The organism is Halorubrum cibi, from assembly GCF_900182635.1.
GTDB classification, from domain to species: Archaea; Halobacteriota; Halobacteria; order Halobacteriales; family Haloferacaceae; genus Halorubrum; species Halorubrum cibi.
The window spans coordinates 1-18011 of the sequence record NZ_FXTD01000012.1 but is presented as its reverse complement, the minus strand read 5'-3'; the positions used below and the strand labels follow the sequence as shown (position 1 = coordinate 18011).

The window sequence follows — 18011 nt, the reverse complement described above, 5'->3', positions numbered from 1 at the left end:
GGACATAACCCAGTTTGCGAGGGCAAGTCTGTGGTCCGCGTTTGAGTACCATGCAAACGACTCTATCATATCGAACGAATCGTGATCTGTTCTCCAACTACTACCTCGATGAGCACCTTCCCGAAACCGAAGCGTGGGAGGAGTTCAGCGACGACGAACTCCGTGAGGCGAAAGCGGACATTATGGGCTTGTGGGAGCGCGAGCAAGGGACGGCTCCCAAGCGCAACGAGTCGCAACTCGAGGAGAAGTTCATCCGGCCGATGTTCCGGAAGCTGGGCATCCCGTTCGAGGTTGAGGAGAGTACCAGCCGGACTCAACGCCGTCCCGACTACGGCTTTTTCGAGTCTGAGGATGCCGCACGTGGCGCGTTCGACCGCCGCGAGGAAGGGGGCGACTTCTACAAGGACGCCGTCGCGGTCGCAGACGCTAAGCGCTGGGACCGTCCACTCGACACCCGAGGGAGTGGCGAACACGAACGCGACTTCGAGAACCCGAGCTACCAGATTCACGTCTACCTCCAGGAAGTCGACGACGCACGATGGGCCGTGCTCACCAACGGGAAAAAATGGAGGCTCTACTACAGCCCGACGAGTCACCGACTGGACTCCTACTACGAGATAGACTTACCGACGCTCCTCGAAAAAGGCGATCTTGAGGACTTCAAATACTTCTATCTCTTCTTCCGACATGGCGCGTTTCTCGAGGATTCCAGCGGTGATTGTTTCCTTGACGATGTCTACGGGGAGTCCAACGTCTTTGCCCAAGAGTTAGGAGAGGATCTGCAGGACAACATCTACGAGGCGATCAAGACGCTCTCGGAGGGGTTTATGCAGTACCCGGACAACGACCTCTCCGAAGACGATCTCGACCTCATTCACGACAGTTCACTCATCTACTTGTACCGGCTGATCTTCGTGCTTTACGCCGAGAGTGAGGGTCGCGATCTGCTCGACACCAATAACGAGATCTACGAGGAATCCTATAGTCTGAACTCGCTTAAGCAGGACATCGCTGAGGAACTGGACAGTTCGAATCCGAAATATCGAGGCTGGCAGGACAACCTCTGGGATCAGTTGGACGGGCTATTCAAGCTGATTGATCAAGGGAGTAAATCCCGTGGTATCCCCGAGGAGGACCTCTACATCCCCGCATACAACGGTGGGCTGTTCCGAACTGATCCTGATGAAGACGATAGTGTCGAAGCCCAGTTCCTCGCTAATCACCAAGTGGGCGATGCCTACCTCGCGGAGGTCATCGAACTCCTAACTCGGAGTCAGAACGGTGGTGGGAAGATTTTCGTCGACTACTCGTCGCTGGACGTCCGCCATCTCGGGAGCATCTACGAAGGCCTTCTCGAGTATCAGCTCGCCGTCGCTGATGAACCACTCGCACTGGAGGATGGTGCGTATGTACCTGCCGGCGATGGTGACGAAGTGATCGTTGAGGAGGGAGAAGTCCACCTTTCGACTGGCTCTGGCGAACGGAAAGCGACGGGGTCGTACTACACGCCGGTGTACGTGGTTGAGTACATCGTGGAGGAGACGCTAGATCCGCTCGTCACAGATATCCAGAACGATCTCATGGCACAGAGTGCCCGAGGTGAGCGTGGCTTCGCAGCGGAATTCGCAGAGCGTATCTTCGACCTCAAAATCCTTGATCCGGCGATGGGAAGCGGCCACTTCCTGACGAGCGCAATCGACTACTTGGCTCGCGAGATTATTGACGCCCAAGAAAAGCAGGCCGCACAACAGGGTATCGAGACCGTTGACGAAGAGCACGATATTAACTGGGCCCGCCGGCAGGTCGCCCAGCGCTGTATCTACGGTGTCGACCTGAACCCCCTCGCCGTCGAGCTCGCGAAAGTGTCGCTCTGGCTTCGGACGCTCGCGGCTGAACAGCCGCTCGCGTTCTTGGATCACCACCTGAAGACGGGGAACTCGCTGGTGGGGAGCGACATTGAGGGGATCGAGGAGCTGGAATCCGATGCTGGTGGAGACGGGCAGAACACCTCACTCGCTGACTTCGGTGTGGCTCGGAAGGGGACCATCGAACAACTAATGCGGATCTATCAGGACTTCATCGCCATCGAGAATCAGGATCTCGCTGATGTCAAGGAGATGGAGGCCAAGTATGACGAGTTCGAACGGAACAAGCTCCGCCAGCGACTGGAGGCGATGGCAAATGTGTCTACGGCAGACGACTTTGGCTTGGATGGGATTCCTAGTGGTGCTTATGAGAGGATGGCTGCTGCTTTAGATGAGGATGAAGAATGGAAAGCAATCGAAGAGTTAGAGTGGTTCCGTACTGCCCAGAAGTGGGCTTCTCGGGACCGCTATTTCCACTGGAGACTTGAGTATCCCGAAGTGTTCTATGGTTCTGATGGTGTTGAGAAAGACAAGCCAGGGTTTGACGCAGTAATTGGAAATCCTCCCTACATACGCTCTCGATCGCTCGATGAGTTCCAGAAATCGTATTTCAAATCAAAATATGATTCAACGACTGGACGCTGGGACATCTATTGTCTGTTCACTGAGAAGGGAATAGAAATTTGCACTAATTCGATATCATATATACAGCCATCCATGTTCCTGAGGAGACCCTATGGAGAGGGTCTCAGAAAGGTGATTAGCGAACGGTCCCACGTGACTGAAATCGTGGAGCTATCTGACGTTCAGGTATTCGGTGAGGCCACGAACTACGTATGTATCCTTTCTCTATCAAATAATTCCAGTGAAGATGAATTCGTTGTTTATACCCCTGATCCAAATGATTACGAGACTCTTGACAGGGAAAGTATGAAGAATTATAATTTAAATAATTCTGATTTATCAAAAAAGCCGTGGGATGTCATACCTGCACCAGTAGCGAACGTCCTTGGCTCATTTAGCGACGATCTGGTCACTTTAGATATAGTGACTAAGTCTATATCACAAGGAATTGATACATCTAAGGACGAAGTTTATTTCGTGGATCCAGAAACGGTGAGTGAATATCAACTTGAAGAAGAAATTCTGAAACCTGTTTTGAAAGGGCAGGATGTCAAAAGGTATGAGCCCCCAAAAACGGTGTTAAAATCTATCTACCCCTATAAGAACGATCGAGTCATTCCTGAAGATCAAATGAAAAGCAAATTCCCGAATACTTGGGATTATTTGAAAGAAAACGAGGAAAAAGCTCGCAGCCGAACACACGTGATGAATTCAAACCGGAATTGGTACGAGCTTTGGTGCGAACGAGATTCCGGGATATACCAAAATCCGAAGATTTTGACGCCAGAAATATCTGATCAAAGTAATTTCACAGCAGATGTGGGAGATGAAAATTACTACTTCAACACCAAAGTGAAGAGTATACGTGTTACCGAAGATTATAACCTCAAATTCCTGCTTGGTTTACTTAATTCAGAGCTCTTAGAATTCATATACCGCGGTATTTCGCCGCAGAAACGCGGTGGCTTTCGGGCCTACAAAACCGGCTTTCTACATGAACTCCAAGTGCCGACGAGTGTTGACCAAAAAATAGTCCGTGCTGTCGAAGATATATTGGATAACAAGAACCAGATGAGTGAAATCAATATCAACCTCTCAGATTATTTGGGAGAATATTCATGGGGTGCCTCTCTTCAAGAAATTCCAAGATACCAACCACCAGCAGGTGTCTCAGATACCATATTAAGCAAAACAAGCGAGGACTATGATGGCCTACGTGTTGGAGATGTACACGTTGAGGCAACAGGCACGAAAACGACGATATACGCGTCAGCGCGGTATAAACCGGAAGATCCGGAAGAGTATGATACCGATCAGTGGGGATACACTGAGACCCAGAAATTTGCTGCACTAGAATTTATTGGACTCAGTCAAGAGCGTGAAAATCTTCTTCAGCAGTTTGTTCCGTTTGCTGTTGAGAAGGGGAACGGATTTGCGGGATTCCGAGAAAAAGCAACCAAGACAAATTCCCTCATTAATCGCCTAGAAAAAATTTCACTCCCTCAGTATTCTGATATTGAGACTTCCTTCAAAAATTACCAGAGGAATAAGAGCCGCTATGATAATCTAAAAAACGAAGTCGAACAACTAGAACAAGATATTGATAAGCGGGTATACGAACTGTATAGCATACCAGAAGAGAAGATCAAGACGGTGAAAGAGGGTATTTAGCCGACAAGTCGCCATTGTCAAGACTACCTACCACATCTTGATCATTTAACACAAATATCGTATGGATGATATAAAAATAGTGAACGTAGTCGGAGTGGGTCTATTGGACGAGGAATTTGATTTGAATTCATTAGCAGCTTCACTACCTGAAAACGTGCGGTATGAGCCTGAAATGCATCCTGGTCTGTATCTACGTATTGAAGACCACAGGCCATTGATGATAATCTATGGTACAGGCAAATTTATTATTACAGGCGCTAAGTCGGAGGATGAAGTCTACCATACAAGGGATGAAGGTACCAGAATATTATCTGAAGTTACTTCTCAACCCCTCGACCTGAAGAATTTTGAACTGTGTAATTATGTGCTATCTGGCGATTTGGATACAGAGCTGGATTTGAGTACCATCACGATCGGATTGGGATTAGAAAGGACTGAGTATAATCCAGAATCAATTTCAGCAGTTTTGTATACGCCTGAGCAAGCCAATTGTACAGTTATGATATTTAGGTCGGGTAAGGTGAATATCGTAGGAGAAAGTAGTAGAGAGAGATCTGAGCAAGCCTTTCATGAATTGAAGAACAAGATTAGAACATTGTTGGCTGAAGAATGATGGATTTATTCTTGAGCGATTACGACAAATTCGCCGGCGGACGTGGCAAGAAGACCATCGAACCCGGGATCGTCAACGAAGAGGTTATCATATGTGACTGCACGACCGGGTGCTCATCGTCCCGCTTGGGACGCGGACTGTCCAGTGGCAGGAGATCCGCGAGAAGTTCGACCGCAACTTTGTCATCTACGATCGCGAGATGTTCGTACACAACAGAAATCACACCTAATTAAATCTCTGGAAACAAGAATTTCTCATCATCATTTCTCTCGCTTTCGTAAGGTTGACCAAGACGATCCTGAGTCGGTCTGTGTGTCTGTCCTCGCTGTATCCAAAATCCCAACGAGGAATGGGAAACGCATTTTTAGTAGTATCAACGGCGGGCTGAGGAGGGCAAAGATATGTCCACGCCTATTAGGAACACGAAACAGAAGCTTGAGAGTCTGCGACTAGAACGTGATGAGGAGATATCCAGTTTTGAGGAAGAACAAAACGTCACTCCCCAGAAACCGGAATTAGTAACAACGGCGTACGTTGTCTCTCCTACAGAGGCAAAGGACGGATGATCTCTATCGCGAACGCTGTCGGATCGGGAGATTTGGGTGTGGAACTCGATGTCGCCGAGGTTGAGTCCGATATGGATCTGCCGTACACCGAATACGACCCTTCAAACTACCATGGTCTTTACCTTCGGCTTGTTGAAGGTGGTCCGCTCATCACGGTTTATCGGAGTGGGAAATACATCATCAGTGGGTGCTCTACGTTCCAACAGCTCTACGAGACGGACGAAGCGTTCCTCACGACACTGTCCGAGCTGAACATCGTAGACGCAGAAACTGAAACCGGATTCACGGTACAGAACGTCGTCTGTACGGCACAGCTGGATGATCCGGTCGATCTGAATACACTCTCTATCGCGTTGGGCTTGGAATCCGTGGAGTATGAGCCAGAACAGTTCCCCGGTCTCATCTATCGGCCCGCTGACCACCCAGCCGTTCTCTTGGTTTTTGCCAACGGGAAAATAGTCATCACAGGGGCTTCTGATGTGGATACTGCTGAGGATGCGTTCAAGCACTTGCAGAACCAAGTGACGGCCTATCTTGAAGAGTAACGTCTCTGACTTCTATGCAAAAACACGTCTCTCGCAGTCCGTAGAACGACGCTTCTGAACACCTGCCTATCGAACTGGTTGTTGGAGGTGGTAGTAGTCGATAGAATTCTCTCCAAGCCCGTCAGGTGTGATCGTCTTCAAAGTGCTCCTCATCCAAATATGACCTCAGACCCAGTGGATATTCTCGATGACTTGGCTGACCAGGTCGCCGAGGAATTCGAGGCGTACAGACAGCCGGACGAATTCAAAGACGTATCGCTTGTCATCGACAACAACGATCCAGACCGGCCAACGCTGATCGTACACGTCGATAGAGAGGACGCCGATACGCTGGCCGATGAGATAGAGGACTTCCTGCAAGAACGGGGTGCTCGAACTCAGCGCGAAAGACACTCGGACATAGATGTCCGGGTGCTAGCGACCGTCGACTAAATCCTCAGTCCTCTCTGATTTATTTTGGCCACTCTGGGTAAGGCACTCCTAAGCTGTCAGTCTCGCCAAGAGTGAAGTGAGACCGATATCTTGGTAGGGAGTGTTCGATGGATTCAACGCTTCTCACCGGCCCGAAACACGCCCGATTGGAACGACGGGCATTTCAGCGGGCTGATGACATTGCCACCGACTCGCTGGGGAGTATTCTCTACATAACGCGGAACGACGCTCGCCGGAGTATGGTCGAGGACAGCTGGGCCGTTTCCCACGAACCTCTCCGTCTTCGTGCCGAGACGCTTGATGCGGTCGTTCGGGAGTGGTACGAGAATCTCCAGGGCCCGGTTCAACCCCTGTCCGGGCAGCTGAACCGCCGGCTGGCTGAGTACGCTCTCGACAGATCGACAGCCGAGACAGATGGCGCTCTCGCCGGCGAACCTGCCTCTGCCGCTCTCGCTGATTCGTTCAGTAGCCGCTTCTCGCTCTTCGACGACGCCGGCGTCGGTACCGCTGACGCGCTCGTAGCAGAGTTCGAGGGCTCAGACCTCGATGACCGTATCGCGACAGCGACTGTCGACGCGTACCGACACTACCGGAATCTCCACGCTGACTACGTCGACGAGTGGGTCTGTACCCGGGGAGAAATGTTCGACGCCGTCGCGACGGCGGAGCAGTCACTATCGGCGTTCTCGCCGGAACTGGATGTCGTCATCCTTTCCGGGTATCACGAGTTCCGTCCTGTTGAGCGCCGACTCATCGAACGCCTCGTCGATGAACTTCCAATGATCGCACTGTTGCCGCTCCACCAAGATGGCCGGAGCGGAGTCGACGCCGTTGCGGAGGACGCTTTAGATGTCTACGAATCACTTGACTTTGAGACAGTAGAACTCGATCCCGTCGACGAGTCAGGGCGGGCCTTCGGAACGATCACCGAGTCGCTCTACCGCCCGGACCCGGACACTGTCTCTGCTCCAGACACTCTGCGATGGCGTGAACTCCCGACGCCCGAGCGCGAGATTCGCTTCGTCGCTCGTGAGCTCCGGACTGAGTTGGCCAATGGTCGCGACCCCGACGACCTGGCTGTCGTCGTCCCCGGGACCGAGGCCTATTCGGGGTACGTCGAGGACACGTTCGATACGTTCGACATTCCGCACGTCACGACCGCCGCCTCACAGCTAAACCAGACGTTCACCGGAAGCGTCCTCCACGATCTCCTGAACCTCGCCGAACCGGATCCACGGGCCGAGGACCTCACGTCCCTGTTAGCAAATCCATTGGTCAACGTCGTCGACACCGACGAAGCCAACGCCGTCACGGCAGCTGCTCGCCGGCGTGATACTGTTTCTGTGTCACCCCTGCTCAATGACGTCGACGACGAAGCGGTGGCGCTGATCGAGGATCTGCTGGCCACGCTAGAGACGCTCCGAACGGAGGACATCGAGGGCGCAACCGAGACGCTCCGACGACTTTTGGACGACCGGTTCGACTTGGAAGCGGCGACCGAGAACTACGCCAGCGGCGCAGAGCAAGCCGTCGAACAGCAGGCCTATGATCTCGTGGACGAGGTCCTCTCTTCGTTTGAGTCGCTGGCGACGGTCAATAGCGACCTTTCCCCGTTGGCACTGTTCACCCGGGCATTCGATGGTGTGCCCATCCGGGTTCCACAGCGCGCTGCTGGCGGCCACGTCGAAGTGATGGGGTTGCTCGACGCCCGGATGCGCTCGTTCGAGAAGGTGTTCCTCGTGGGACTGACGAGCGAGCACTTCCCGGTGACGCCGGAACGGCCGGCCTTCTTCGAGGAGATGACCGACGCCCACCCTCGGTTCGACACCGGCGACGAGCGCCTCCGTGGCCGCTATCTCTTCGCGACGCTCCTCGCGAACGTCGACGAACTCACGATCACCACACCAGAGACGGGCGATGACGAGTCCGCCGTCGTCCGGTCGCCGGTCCTCGACGAACTCCAGCGCGTGATCGGCATCGAACCCGAAGACGGCGTCGACGACCGCGTGGGCTCTCGCGAAGATCTCCAGCGCCACGTCGCTGCAACGGCCGACCGGCGTGCGGCAGTCAGCCGCGCCGGCGACCGAGGTGATCTCTCCCCCGAGCAGACCAAGCGCACGGATCGAGGACTCCACTGTGCGGACAACAGGGGAACGGCTGGCCTCTCTGAACACGATGGTGTGTTGGATTCCGAGACAGTCGCTGAGGTCTATCCTCCGTCGGAACGAGAACCCTACAGCGCGAGTCGGATCGAGCGATACGTCGAGTGTGGGTTCAAGTTCTACGCTGAGAAGGTGCTCGGAATCGAGGATCCCGACGACGTTGAGGTCGTCCCTACGCCCCTCGAAACCGGGTCGTACGTTCACGACGTTCTCGAACGATTTTTCGCGGATCTACGGGACGAGACCGAGGATGGTGTCGATCTCATGGACTTCGACCGGGACGAACTGGCGACGCACCTTCGCGAGATCGCCGTCGAGGAACTGCGGGATACCGACTTCGAGTACGACGGTCTGTTCTACGAGCGGTGGAAAGCGGAGCTGTTCGCGGGCTTGGATGACGGCGAGAGCACCCCTTACCAGGCCGGGAGCAAACCCCACGACGCACCGGAACAGGGATTGTTCGCTACCTTCCTCGACAACGAACTCTTGCGTGACGGCGCCGGCCGCCCACACCTGTTCGAAGCCCCGTTCGGTGAGGGGCTTCCCGACTCGGATGCTGGACCGTTCACGGTTGAGCGGCCGGACGGCTCGACTGTCTCGATTCGGGGTTACATCGACCGCGTTGACGTGAGTCGGGATGGCGAACAACCGACGCTCACGCTCTACGACTACAAGACTGGGCGGGCACCGTACATGACGAAGACGACCGGTGGCACGAAGTTCCAGCTCCCCATCTATCTGCTCGCTGCGGCCAACGTCGTCGACGGTGATCTGTTCGAGCAGGGATCGCTTTCAGCGACGTACTATCAGGTGCGACCCCCCAACGACCTCAAGATCCCACGCGGTGTCGAATCGAAGTTCGATTCAGAGGTCGAACTCCGTCGGTTCCTGAACGATGTCGTTCCGGAGTGGTTGGGCCAGATCGACGAGGCGATCGGCAACGGTCGGTTCCACACGACGCTTCTGTCCGCCCGCGGAGCGAACTGCCGATACTGCGACTACCGTCGTGCGTGCGATGTCCGCCACCACCGCAAGCGGGAGTTCGTCGACAAGGTCCACGAGGACGACGCAGCGTACCTTCCGCTCCGTGTTCGCGATGACGAGGACCTCGAGGCGGTGATGAGCGATGACTGAGGTGCCCGAGGAGATTCAGCTCACAGAGGAACAGGAGGACGCGCTCGTCCAAGGCCGGAACGTCGCGATCACTGCCGGCGCTGGGACGGGGAAAACGACAACGCTCACCGAGCGGTACGTGACGATACTGGCCGAGAACCCGTCACTCACGCCGGAGAACATTGTCACGATCACCTTCACGCGAAAGGCCGCTGCCGAACTGACCGAGCGTGTCCGAGAGGAGGTGTACGACCGCCTGGAGTCCGTCGACTCACCAGAGGCCTATCACCGGTGGCGAAACGTCCTCGACGATCTGGAGGATGGCTACGTCCACACCATTCACGCGTTCTGTACCCGTCTCTTGCGAGAACGGGCCGTCGAGGCTCCGGTCCCGCTCGGCTTCGACGTGCTCGACGAAGACGGCGCCGCGACACTTCAACGCGAAGTCGTGACGGAGTTCCTCGAACGCAACCAGGACGATGACGACGTGGAGCTCCTTGCTCAGCTTTGGAGTCGTGACCAGCTGGTCGATGTACTCACTGGACTACTCGATGAGCGCCCACAGAGCGAGTCCGTCCTCAAGGAGTGGCGTGACGCCGAGGTCGACGACTACGTCGATATCTGCTGGGAGGTCGTTTGTGATCTCGACGTCGTCGACGCCCGACAGACGCTGTATGCGGACGGACTCCTTGAGCGGCTACGCACAGTCGCGGGCCGCGTCGACCGCGAGGGCGCTATCGGCGACGAGGACGGTCTTCGGGCCTACCGGACCTTCACCGAGGTCGCGACGACACTCCCAGACGACCCGGAGGAAAGCGATTCCCGCGACTGTCAGCGGGCAATCCTCGACCTCTACGAGGCCTGTGAGAAGAAGAACGGCGGCCTGTACAGCAGTTCGGGGTACGTCGTCGGTGACCGGGACGAGTGGAATGAGTACGGTGACGTCTACGACGACCTGAAGGACGCTATCGACGCGGTCATCGCGGCCGTCGAACCGCACGCGGATGCAGTCGAGACGACACCCGGTGAGCTCGAAGCAAACAGCGCCCATTACGCGCTGGCTCTGATGCGGGTCTTCGATGACGTCCTCGCCGCCTACGCCGACGAGAAAGAGCGTCGCGATACGCTCGACTTCCCCGACGTGATCGAGACCACCCTTGAGTTCTTGCGAACGAACGATGCCGTCAGGGAGCGGCTACGAGAGCAGTTTGCGGCCGTGATGGTCGACGAGTTCCAGGACACGGACCCGCGCCAGTGGGAGTTGGTCAAGCTCCTCACGGGCGTTGACGAGCAGGCGGCGTCGAACGTCTTCCTAGTCGGCGACGAGAAACAGAGCATCTACGGATTCCGTGGGGCCGACGTGACGACGTTCGGGGATGCGCGCAGAGAACTCCAGACCGTCAACGAGGCCCGTGGGGTTGACGACGTTCCCGACAGCGATGCCGAGAGTCCGACCGCGCTCGAACTCTCCGGGAACTTCCGGACGCTGGACGAGCCGCTGTCGTTCCTGAACGAACTCTTCGAGTACCTGTTCCAGTCGGAGGGTGACAGCCACGAACCCCACGAAGCGCCACCGCAGGAGTTGACCACACAACGCGACCGTATCGAGGACATCGAGGGACTGACCGGGAGTGTCGAGTATCTTGCTGTCCCCGACGACGCCGATACGGCAGCGGAGCTCTTCGGCGACGACCATCCGGTCGCCGAAGGCGCGCTCGACCACACCATCGAGGCCGAAGCGCAAGCGCTCGCTGCTCGACTGACCCACCTGTTCGACAATCCGCCGCAAGTCCAAGACCCCGACACAGGTGCTCATCGTGACGCTACGCCGGACGACACGGCAATCCTCCTCCGCCGGCGAACTCATCTGGATCGGTATCAGCGCGCCCTCGAGGAGTACGACATTCCCTACACTGTCGTCGGTGGCGTCGGGTTCTACGATATGCCTGAGCTCCAGGCGCTCACGAACCTGCTTCGAGTACTCGGTGATCCACAGGACGACGTCTCCCTCTATGGGGTGCTTCGGTCGCCGCTGTTCGGATTCGCGGATGATCGCCTCGGACCGGCGGTCGCGGAGGCAGATTCTGTGTGGGACGCGCTCGCCGAGACGGACGATCCACAGCTCGCGGACGCTTTCGACCTCCTCACAACGTGGCGGACCCTCAGCGGCTGTGCGACGCCGTCCGAAGATGGCGTCCTCCCGTGGAACCGCCTGCTGTCCCGGATGATCGACGACACCGGGTATCTGGCGAGTGTGAGTGCTGACGAACGCGGTCGACAGGCCGTCGCAAACGTTGAGAAGTTCCGCGACCAGGTCCGTACCTGGAGCGAGAACGGTGTTCACACAGCTGCCGGGTTGCTCCATCGGGTCGACCGCCAAGCCGAGATCGACCCTCGTGAGGGGGAGGCAGATATTCCGGGTGACGCCGAGGGCGTCCGGATTATGACGATCCATTCTGCGAAGGGACTCGAGTTCCCGATCGTCACCGTCCCCGATCTCGGGAGTGACCTCAACTTCGGTCGCTCCGTCGACGACCATGGCTACGTTCGACTCGTGGACGGCACTGATGACGCGCCGCCGGTGCCGGCGGTTGGTGGGCCGAATCCGGGTGATGCGTTCTCCATCGAGAAGACGGCCGTCCACGAGTACGCTGACCGACGGTCGCGTCCACAGGAGCGGGCGGAGTCGAAACGCCTCCTCTACGTAGCGTGTACACGAACGCGCGATCATCTCCTTCTCTGCGGCACGCACGACATCGATGTCGACGAGTCTGGTACAATCGAACTCGGTGAGCCTGCAGCATTTGACGACGCAGACCGGTGGCGCGACTGGTTACAGCCAGCCCTCCTCGACGGAGCACTCCTCGCCGAGGCGGTTCGTGACGGACAGGCCCGTGGTGAGATAGATGGAGCCAGCTATACTGTTCGTAGGCCGCCGCGCCCATTAGACTGGGACACCGACGACGACGCTGTCGATTCAGCGCTGGAGATATCGATCCCCTCACCGCCGTCGCTACCGCCGGCGAAACGGATCGCGGCGACGACCCTCGTGAATGCGGTGGCGGATGCGTCTCCAGACGGTCACAGTTACTCTCAGCGTGAGGAGTCGGCCGGCCTGAGTCCAACGACGTTTGGGACGGTCGTCCACCGGATCAACGAACTTCGTCCACCGAGAGACGAATGGACCACCCTGATCCGTCGTTTGAGTCAGATGGCTGGTGAGGAGCCGTCAGAATCGGACCTCCGTGATGCTGTCAACCATGCTGCCGATGCAGTCGAATTTGTTGATCGCATTGAGTCCGATACCGAGCTTCAGGAGGTTTACGACGAGTACTCTGTTGTCGCTCGAATCGATGAGTCGCGGATTGTGGGTGATATTGACCGGCTGCTCGTCACGCCGGACGCATTCCACATTATCGACTACAAGACCAACGACCTCTCCGCTACGACATCGGATGAGCTCGCGGGACATTATCGACCGCAGATGCTCGCGTACGCTCTTGCCCTCCTCCAACATGACCGGAATCGTGACGTACGAGCTTCACTCCGGTTTACTGACGAGGGGATAGAGGAGCGGTTCCATTGGGTGTCGGATCAGATGACGGAGATGGAATCTGAACTACGGTCAATGGTGGATTTGGTAGATTAGGCCTCTGATTTCGCCCAATACGCTCAACTTGCGATAGATCAGGGCGAACTCTGGGTGGCAGTCATTGAAAAACGAATAGAACGAACGAAACGAACGCAACGAGGGTATTTCGAGTAATGAACGAATTAACTGGAACGAGCCGAACCGACGCCGGAACTGAGAGTGCTCGGTGAACGTAACGAACATAACGAGCAAAACGAACAATATGATGAAAATGAACGCATTCTCTTCAACGAGTGGAACGAACAGTTGGTTTTAACACCGTAGTAATCCTCTCACCGAGTGAAACACCCTCACCGAACGCACCGAACTAAACGACCAAAACGAACGAAACGAACATAACGAGAAAAACGAAGATAATGACCGACACCAATACCGCACGAATCACGGTGGCGAATCAGAAAGGCGGCGCAGGGAAGACGACCGACGTCATTCATACAGGCGGCGCACTCGCCGCCCGAGGCCACGACGTCCTCTTGGTCGATATCGATTATCACGGGGGGCTCACCTGCTCGCTTGGCTACAACGATCTGTACTACGACACCGACCGCACAACGCTGTTCGACGTCCTCGACTTTGATCAGATGGAGTCGGTGAACGACATCATTGTCGAGCACGAGGAATTCGACATCCTCCCCGCGAGCGAGAAGCTCGCGAACAATAAGAACATCCAGACGCTCCTTGAGGCGCCGAAGAGTCGCGAGCGGCTGGAGATGACTCTCGACGAGCTCGACAAGGACTACGACTACATCATCGTCGACACGCCGCCATCCCTGAACGTCCTCACCGACAACGCCCTCGTCGCGACCGGAAACGTCGTCATCCCCGTCATTCCAGAGAAGCTCAACGCCAACAGCCTCCAGATTTTCGCAAAGCAGCTGAGCTCCCTCGAACAGGCGTACGGAGACATCAATCGGCTCGCAATTGTCTGTAACCGCGTCGAGCAGAACGCTGAACACCGCGACACCATCGAGGAGATCAAGTCGGCGTACTCCCTCCCAGTGTTCGAGATTCCGAAGCGGACCGACCTCTCCCAGTCGATCGGCGAGGGGGTGTCCGTCTTCGGATTCGGCAAAGAGAACCAGCGCGTCGAGGATGCACGCGACCTGTTCAACGAGATCGCCGACCTGTTCGACGAGACGTTCGAGAAGACCGCGCCTGAGGAGGTGAAAGCATGAGCGACGGCTGGGGTGATGCTTCCGGCATCGAGGGCAACTACGAAGAGGAGGACGATGAGGTCGATACCAGCGAAACGAGTGAGGTGAGTGAAACGGTGGAAACCAGTTCATCGACCGAAACGACCGAATCGACTTCAACGAGTGAAACGAACGAAACGAGCAAAACGAAGACGAACATCAAGGACGAGTGGAACGGGCGAACGATCTACATTCCCGACGATGTACTCGACGAGATGGAGGATACCTACCTCGAGTCCCAGCTAAAGCTCCGCAAGGCGGGGCAGGACGAGTTCAAGAAGAACCGCCACTTCTACCCGCTACTCGTCCAGTTCGGTGTTGAGGCGCTCTCTGATGCGGATGCTGAAGAAATTCAGGCTCGACTTTCGGAACTCGGAGACGAATGACCTTGCACAGAACATAACTTCGGAGGATAGATCTCATGCGTGCCTTTGTTTTCTCACAAAAAGCTTGATTAAAACCTCGCTAAATCAATAACAGTCCGTCATTCGAGTACCGCTCCAGCAGGCGCTTGTTTCACTGTGAACCGTTCGCGTGAACTTCGTCGAACAAGTCTGTAACCCGCTGTTCGATATCGTTTCGGATCTCACGGACCTGATCGAGATCTTGGCCGTCAGGATCTGTTAGCGCCCAGTCGCGAACATCTATCTCTTCAGCATCGAGTTCGAGTGTCGAACAGCCCATTGTGGCGACGACGTCACATGATTCGAGCTCAGTTGTTGAGACTTCTCGAGGGACTCGATCCGAGAGATCGATCTCGTGGTCTTGCATGACCGCCACGACCTCGTCATGGACGCTATCGGCGGGGTGAGTGCCACCGGTAATGATCTCAACACTGTCTCCGAGTCCACGACGGTCACGCTCGCGTTCGGCGAACGCTGTTGCCATCTGACTGCGACCAGCATTTTGTACACAAACGAATCCTAGAGTAACCGGCAAATCATCACTCATAAACAACAGAATCGATGCCGTCGACTTGAGAACTTCTATGTGGTATATATACGTCTCATTAGCTCAACACGGCTCTGAGAGTACTTCTCAGATAGCCTATCAAGAGCCGCTGTGCCTGAAGTAACAGCTATACCGATCCCACTCGCTTGTGGAGGTGTGACTGAATCCGATGAGCGGACGGACCACCAGATCGCGTTCGTGTGCGTCCAAAACGCAGGACGGAGCCAAATGGCGGCGGCGTTCGCTGAGCGCGAGCGCGACCGTCGCGGTGTGGGCGATCAGATTACGATCGTTACCGGTGGCACACAGCCCGCAGACCACGTCCACGAGATTGTCGTCGAAGCAATGAGAGAGCGGGACATCGATCTCAGCGACCGAACGCCGCGAGAGGTGACGCCAGACGAGCTACAGGCGGTCGATATCGTCGTCACGATGGGGTGTTCGGCATCGGACGTGTGCCCAGCGACGTGGAACGGCGAGAATCGCGATTGGGGGCTTGACGACCCCCACGAGCGTCCGATCGAGCAGGTTCGGGAGATCCGTGACGAGATCGAAGAACGTATCGTCTCGCTGTTCGATGAACTCCTGTCGCAAACTCCGTCCGCGGAGTGACAATTGGCAGGGCCGTCAGCCGGAACCGCCCCTGTGACCTCCGCTAACAGCAGCCGTCGTCGTCGGCGCCGCAGACGCTCCCGTAGTCGACACCAGTCTCGTCGCCGATCGCTTCGTTACACTGCATCACCATCGTGGTGAACGCGAACTCCGAGGAGGACTCTTTCGCCGCCGCAAGCTCTTCGCCGAGCGACTCGGCGGCCGCGACGACCTCGTCGTCGGTGACTCCGTCCTCGCTGGCGTCCTGACCGGAAGCGCTCAACAGCACCCACCTCCGGTGGACCGCGCGAACTCCTCGCCGATTTCGTCGCTAATGGCGTCGTTCGTTCGCTTGAGCAGTTCTATCAGATCGGCCTGTGCGGCCTGCTGACGCTGGATCGTCTCGTTGTTCGACATTTCGGTCTGGAGCTGCTTCAGCTCGGCCATCACCGACTCGTCGAAACCGCCGCGTTGCATCTGCTGTTGCTTTCGCTGGTACTCGCGGAGCAGCGCCATCGCGTCGTCATCGTCCTGTAACGCCTCGTCGGCCGCGACGAACCGCTGATACGTCTCAGACTCGTCGAGCGTGTCGAGGAACTCGTGGAGCGCCGCCTCAACGTTGGCTTCTACGTCTTCTTCATTCGACATGCCCACGCTGTCCTCGGCCGCACCTTCCACGTCCTGTGCGTCGCTCACGAGGGCGTCACCTCCGGTGCGTCCGCTTCGACAACGTCTGCGAGTCCGGTAATCTCCTCACCGAAGGCGCTGAGTTCGTCGAGCCCAATCGGTTCGTCCTGCCGGAGCGGCGCCAACATCAACGGCGCGTCGAACCGGTCACGGATCTCGTCGAGATACTGCGCCTGCTGAGCGCGCCGATTCGCGAAGAAGGCGTTGTCGCCGTACTCCTCGGGGAGGAGGTAGTTGGCGACGACCAGCGAGGTCTCGATGCCGACCTGATCTTTGAGGTCGGCGGCGGCCCGGTAGGCTTCCATCATAGGCGTGTACTCGGGGTACATCACGAACGCGAACGTGCTCCGTTCGGGGTCTTTCATCGTCTCGATGACCTCGTCGTACTGGTCGCCTTTGGCGGGGGCAGCCCCCTTCGTCAGCGAGCCGAGGTCCATGAACCCCTTCCAGTCGGAGGGAAGTTCGAGCAAGCGAAGGGTGTGGCCTGTCGGCGCCGTGTCGAAGACGACCACGTCGTAGCCGTCCTCGTCGAAGTAGCTCACGAACTTTTCGAGCGCGGCCATCTCCTCGGCACAGGGCGATTCCAATTCCTCTTCGACGTTCGCGATCGCGGCGTCGACGTCGATCTGCGTGTCCTCTTTGTCCTCGTACATCTCGGTGACATGGTCGAGGACTTGCTCGCGGTACTCCGCAAGCGCTTTTTCTTGGTCGATTCGCGCCGCGTCGAGGTTCTCCTGGCCGACCGAGGTGGGTTCGTGGCCCACGGGCTCACCGAAGATGTCCTCTAAGTGCGCGGCCGGATCGGTCGTGACGACAAGCGTCTCGTGGCCCGCCTCAGCGAGTTTCGTCGCTGCCGTCGAGGCGACCGTGCTCTTGCCGACGCCGCCCTTCCCGGTGAAAAAGAGGTACTCCGTCTCCTCGCCCGGCGTGAGCTGGTCGACAACCGCGTCGGCGTCCGCCATCGAATCGAACTCGACCGCACCGTCAGCGTCCACGTCGGTCGCGGTCCCGACGTCGACGGTCGCCTCCGTGCCGTCGTAGAGGACACCGCCCACGTCAGCGAGCAGGTCGAGCCCGGCTATCTCGCCGGGCTGGAGCGGGTATGTCGCCGTCGCGTCCGCGTCGAACTCCTCGCGGGCGCGCTCGATAACGGCCTGCTCGTCCGCGCGTTTCCCCTCGAAGAAGGGGTCCTCGCACACCGACTCTGGGAGGTAGCCGTTGAGGATCAACAGCTGCGACTCGATCCCGAGGTCGCCGAGGTCGCTCGCGCTGCGTTCGATCTCGTCGATCGAGGAGTCCTCCGGCTTGCCGACGAAGGCGAAGGAAGTGCGCTCGTCGTCCTGGAG

At 56.9% G+C, this 18011-nt stretch carries 13 protein-coding genes; 9 read left to right on the top strand and 4 right to left on the bottom strand.

What is annotated here, in order from left to right; translation table 11 throughout:
* Nucleotides 1–50: 50 nt before the first annotated feature.
* The 8 genes from FN829_RS14045 (at nucleotide 51) to FN829_RS14005 (ending at nucleotide 14822) form a co-directional block, all read left to right on the top strand.
* On the top strand, nucleotides 51–4160 hold the full coding sequence (locus FN829_RS14045; protein WP_142987591.1) for an Eco57I restriction-modification methylase domain-containing protein: 4110 nt from the start codon (nucleotides 51–53) through the stop codon (nucleotides 4158–4160).
* Between the two features lie 61 nt (nucleotides 4161–4221).
* Nucleotides 4222–4773, top strand: a complete 552-nt coding sequence (locus tag FN829_RS14040; protein WP_142987590.1) for a TATA-box-binding protein C — start codon at nucleotides 4222–4224, stop codon at nucleotides 4771–4773.
* Between the two features lie 562 nt (nucleotides 4774–5335).
* Nucleotides 5336–5884, top strand: a complete 549-nt coding sequence (locus tag FN829_RS14030) for a TATA-box-binding protein (protein WP_142987589.1) — start codon at nucleotides 5336–5338, stop codon at nucleotides 5882–5884.
* A 159-nt stretch (nucleotides 5885–6043) separates the two neighbouring features.
* Nucleotides 6044–6316: a hypothetical protein gene (locus FN829_RS14025; RefSeq protein WP_142987588.1), complete on the top strand. Its 273-nt coding sequence runs from the start codon at nucleotides 6044–6046 to the stop codon at nucleotides 6314–6316.
* Between the two features lie 239 nt (nucleotides 6317–6555).
* Entirely contained in the window at nucleotides 6556–9612 is a 3057-nt protein-coding gene (locus FN829_RS14020; protein WP_142987587.1) for a PD-(D/E)XK nuclease family protein, read from the top strand.
* On the top strand, nucleotides 9605–13240 hold the full coding sequence (locus FN829_RS14015) for a UvrD-helicase domain-containing protein (RefSeq protein WP_142987586.1): 3636 nt from the start codon (nucleotides 9605–9607) through the stop codon (nucleotides 13238–13240). Before FN829_RS14020 ends, FN829_RS14015 begins: the two co-directional genes overlap by 8 nt.
* A 359-nt stretch (nucleotides 13241–13599) precedes the next feature.
* Nucleotides 13600–14418: a ParA family protein gene (locus tag FN829_RS14010; RefSeq protein WP_142987585.1), complete on the top strand. Its 819-nt coding sequence runs from the start codon at nucleotides 13600–13602 to the stop codon at nucleotides 14416–14418.
* Nucleotides 14415–14822, top strand: coding sequence for a hypothetical protein (locus FN829_RS14005; RefSeq protein ID WP_142987584.1), 408 nt, complete (start codon nucleotides 14415–14417; stop codon nucleotides 14820–14822). Before FN829_RS14010 ends, FN829_RS14005 begins: the two co-directional genes overlap by 4 nt.
* 130 nt (nucleotides 14823–14952) lie before the next feature.
* Here FN829_RS14005 and FN829_RS14000 read toward each other — a convergent pair whose 3' ends face one another.
* The gene (locus FN829_RS14000) at nucleotides 14953–15387 is read right to left on the bottom strand and encodes a low molecular weight phosphatase family protein (protein WP_128906375.1); all 435 of its coding nucleotides are present in this window, start codon (nucleotides 15385–15387) and stop codon (nucleotides 14953–14955) included.
* Nucleotides 15388–15576: 189 nt separating this feature from the next.
* Here FN829_RS14000 and FN829_RS13995 point away from each other — a divergent pair, with 189 nt between their 5' ends.
* Nucleotides 15577–15999 (top strand): arsenate-mycothiol transferase ArsC, encoded by a 423-nt coding sequence (locus FN829_RS13995; protein WP_379765391.1) that lies wholly within the window; start codon nucleotides 15577–15579, stop codon nucleotides 15997–15999.
* A 43-nt stretch (nucleotides 16000–16042) separates the two neighbouring features.
* Here FN829_RS13995 and hcsS read toward each other — a convergent pair whose 3' ends face one another.
* The 3 genes from hcsS to FN829_RS13980 form a co-directional block, all read right to left on the bottom strand.
* Nucleotides 16043–16267, bottom strand: coding sequence for a halo-CC-star protein HcsS (gene hcsS, locus FN829_RS13990; RefSeq protein WP_112077628.1), 225 nt, complete (start codon nucleotides 16265–16267; stop codon nucleotides 16043–16045).
* Nucleotides 16258–16674 carry a halo-CC-star protein HcsL gene (gene hcsL, locus FN829_RS13985; RefSeq protein WP_142987583.1) on the bottom strand — a complete coding sequence of 139 codons (417 nt, stop codon included), beginning with the start codon at nucleotides 16672–16674 and terminating at the stop codon, nucleotides 16258–16260. The genes hcsS and hcsL overlap by 10 nt, the downstream gene beginning before the upstream one ends.
* On the bottom strand, nucleotides 16671–18011 hold a 1341-nt coding region (locus FN829_RS13980; RefSeq protein ID WP_142987582.1), incomplete at its 5' end, for a TRC40/GET3/ArsA family transport-energizing ATPase. The genes FN829_RS13980 and hcsL, both read right to left, overlap by 4 nt.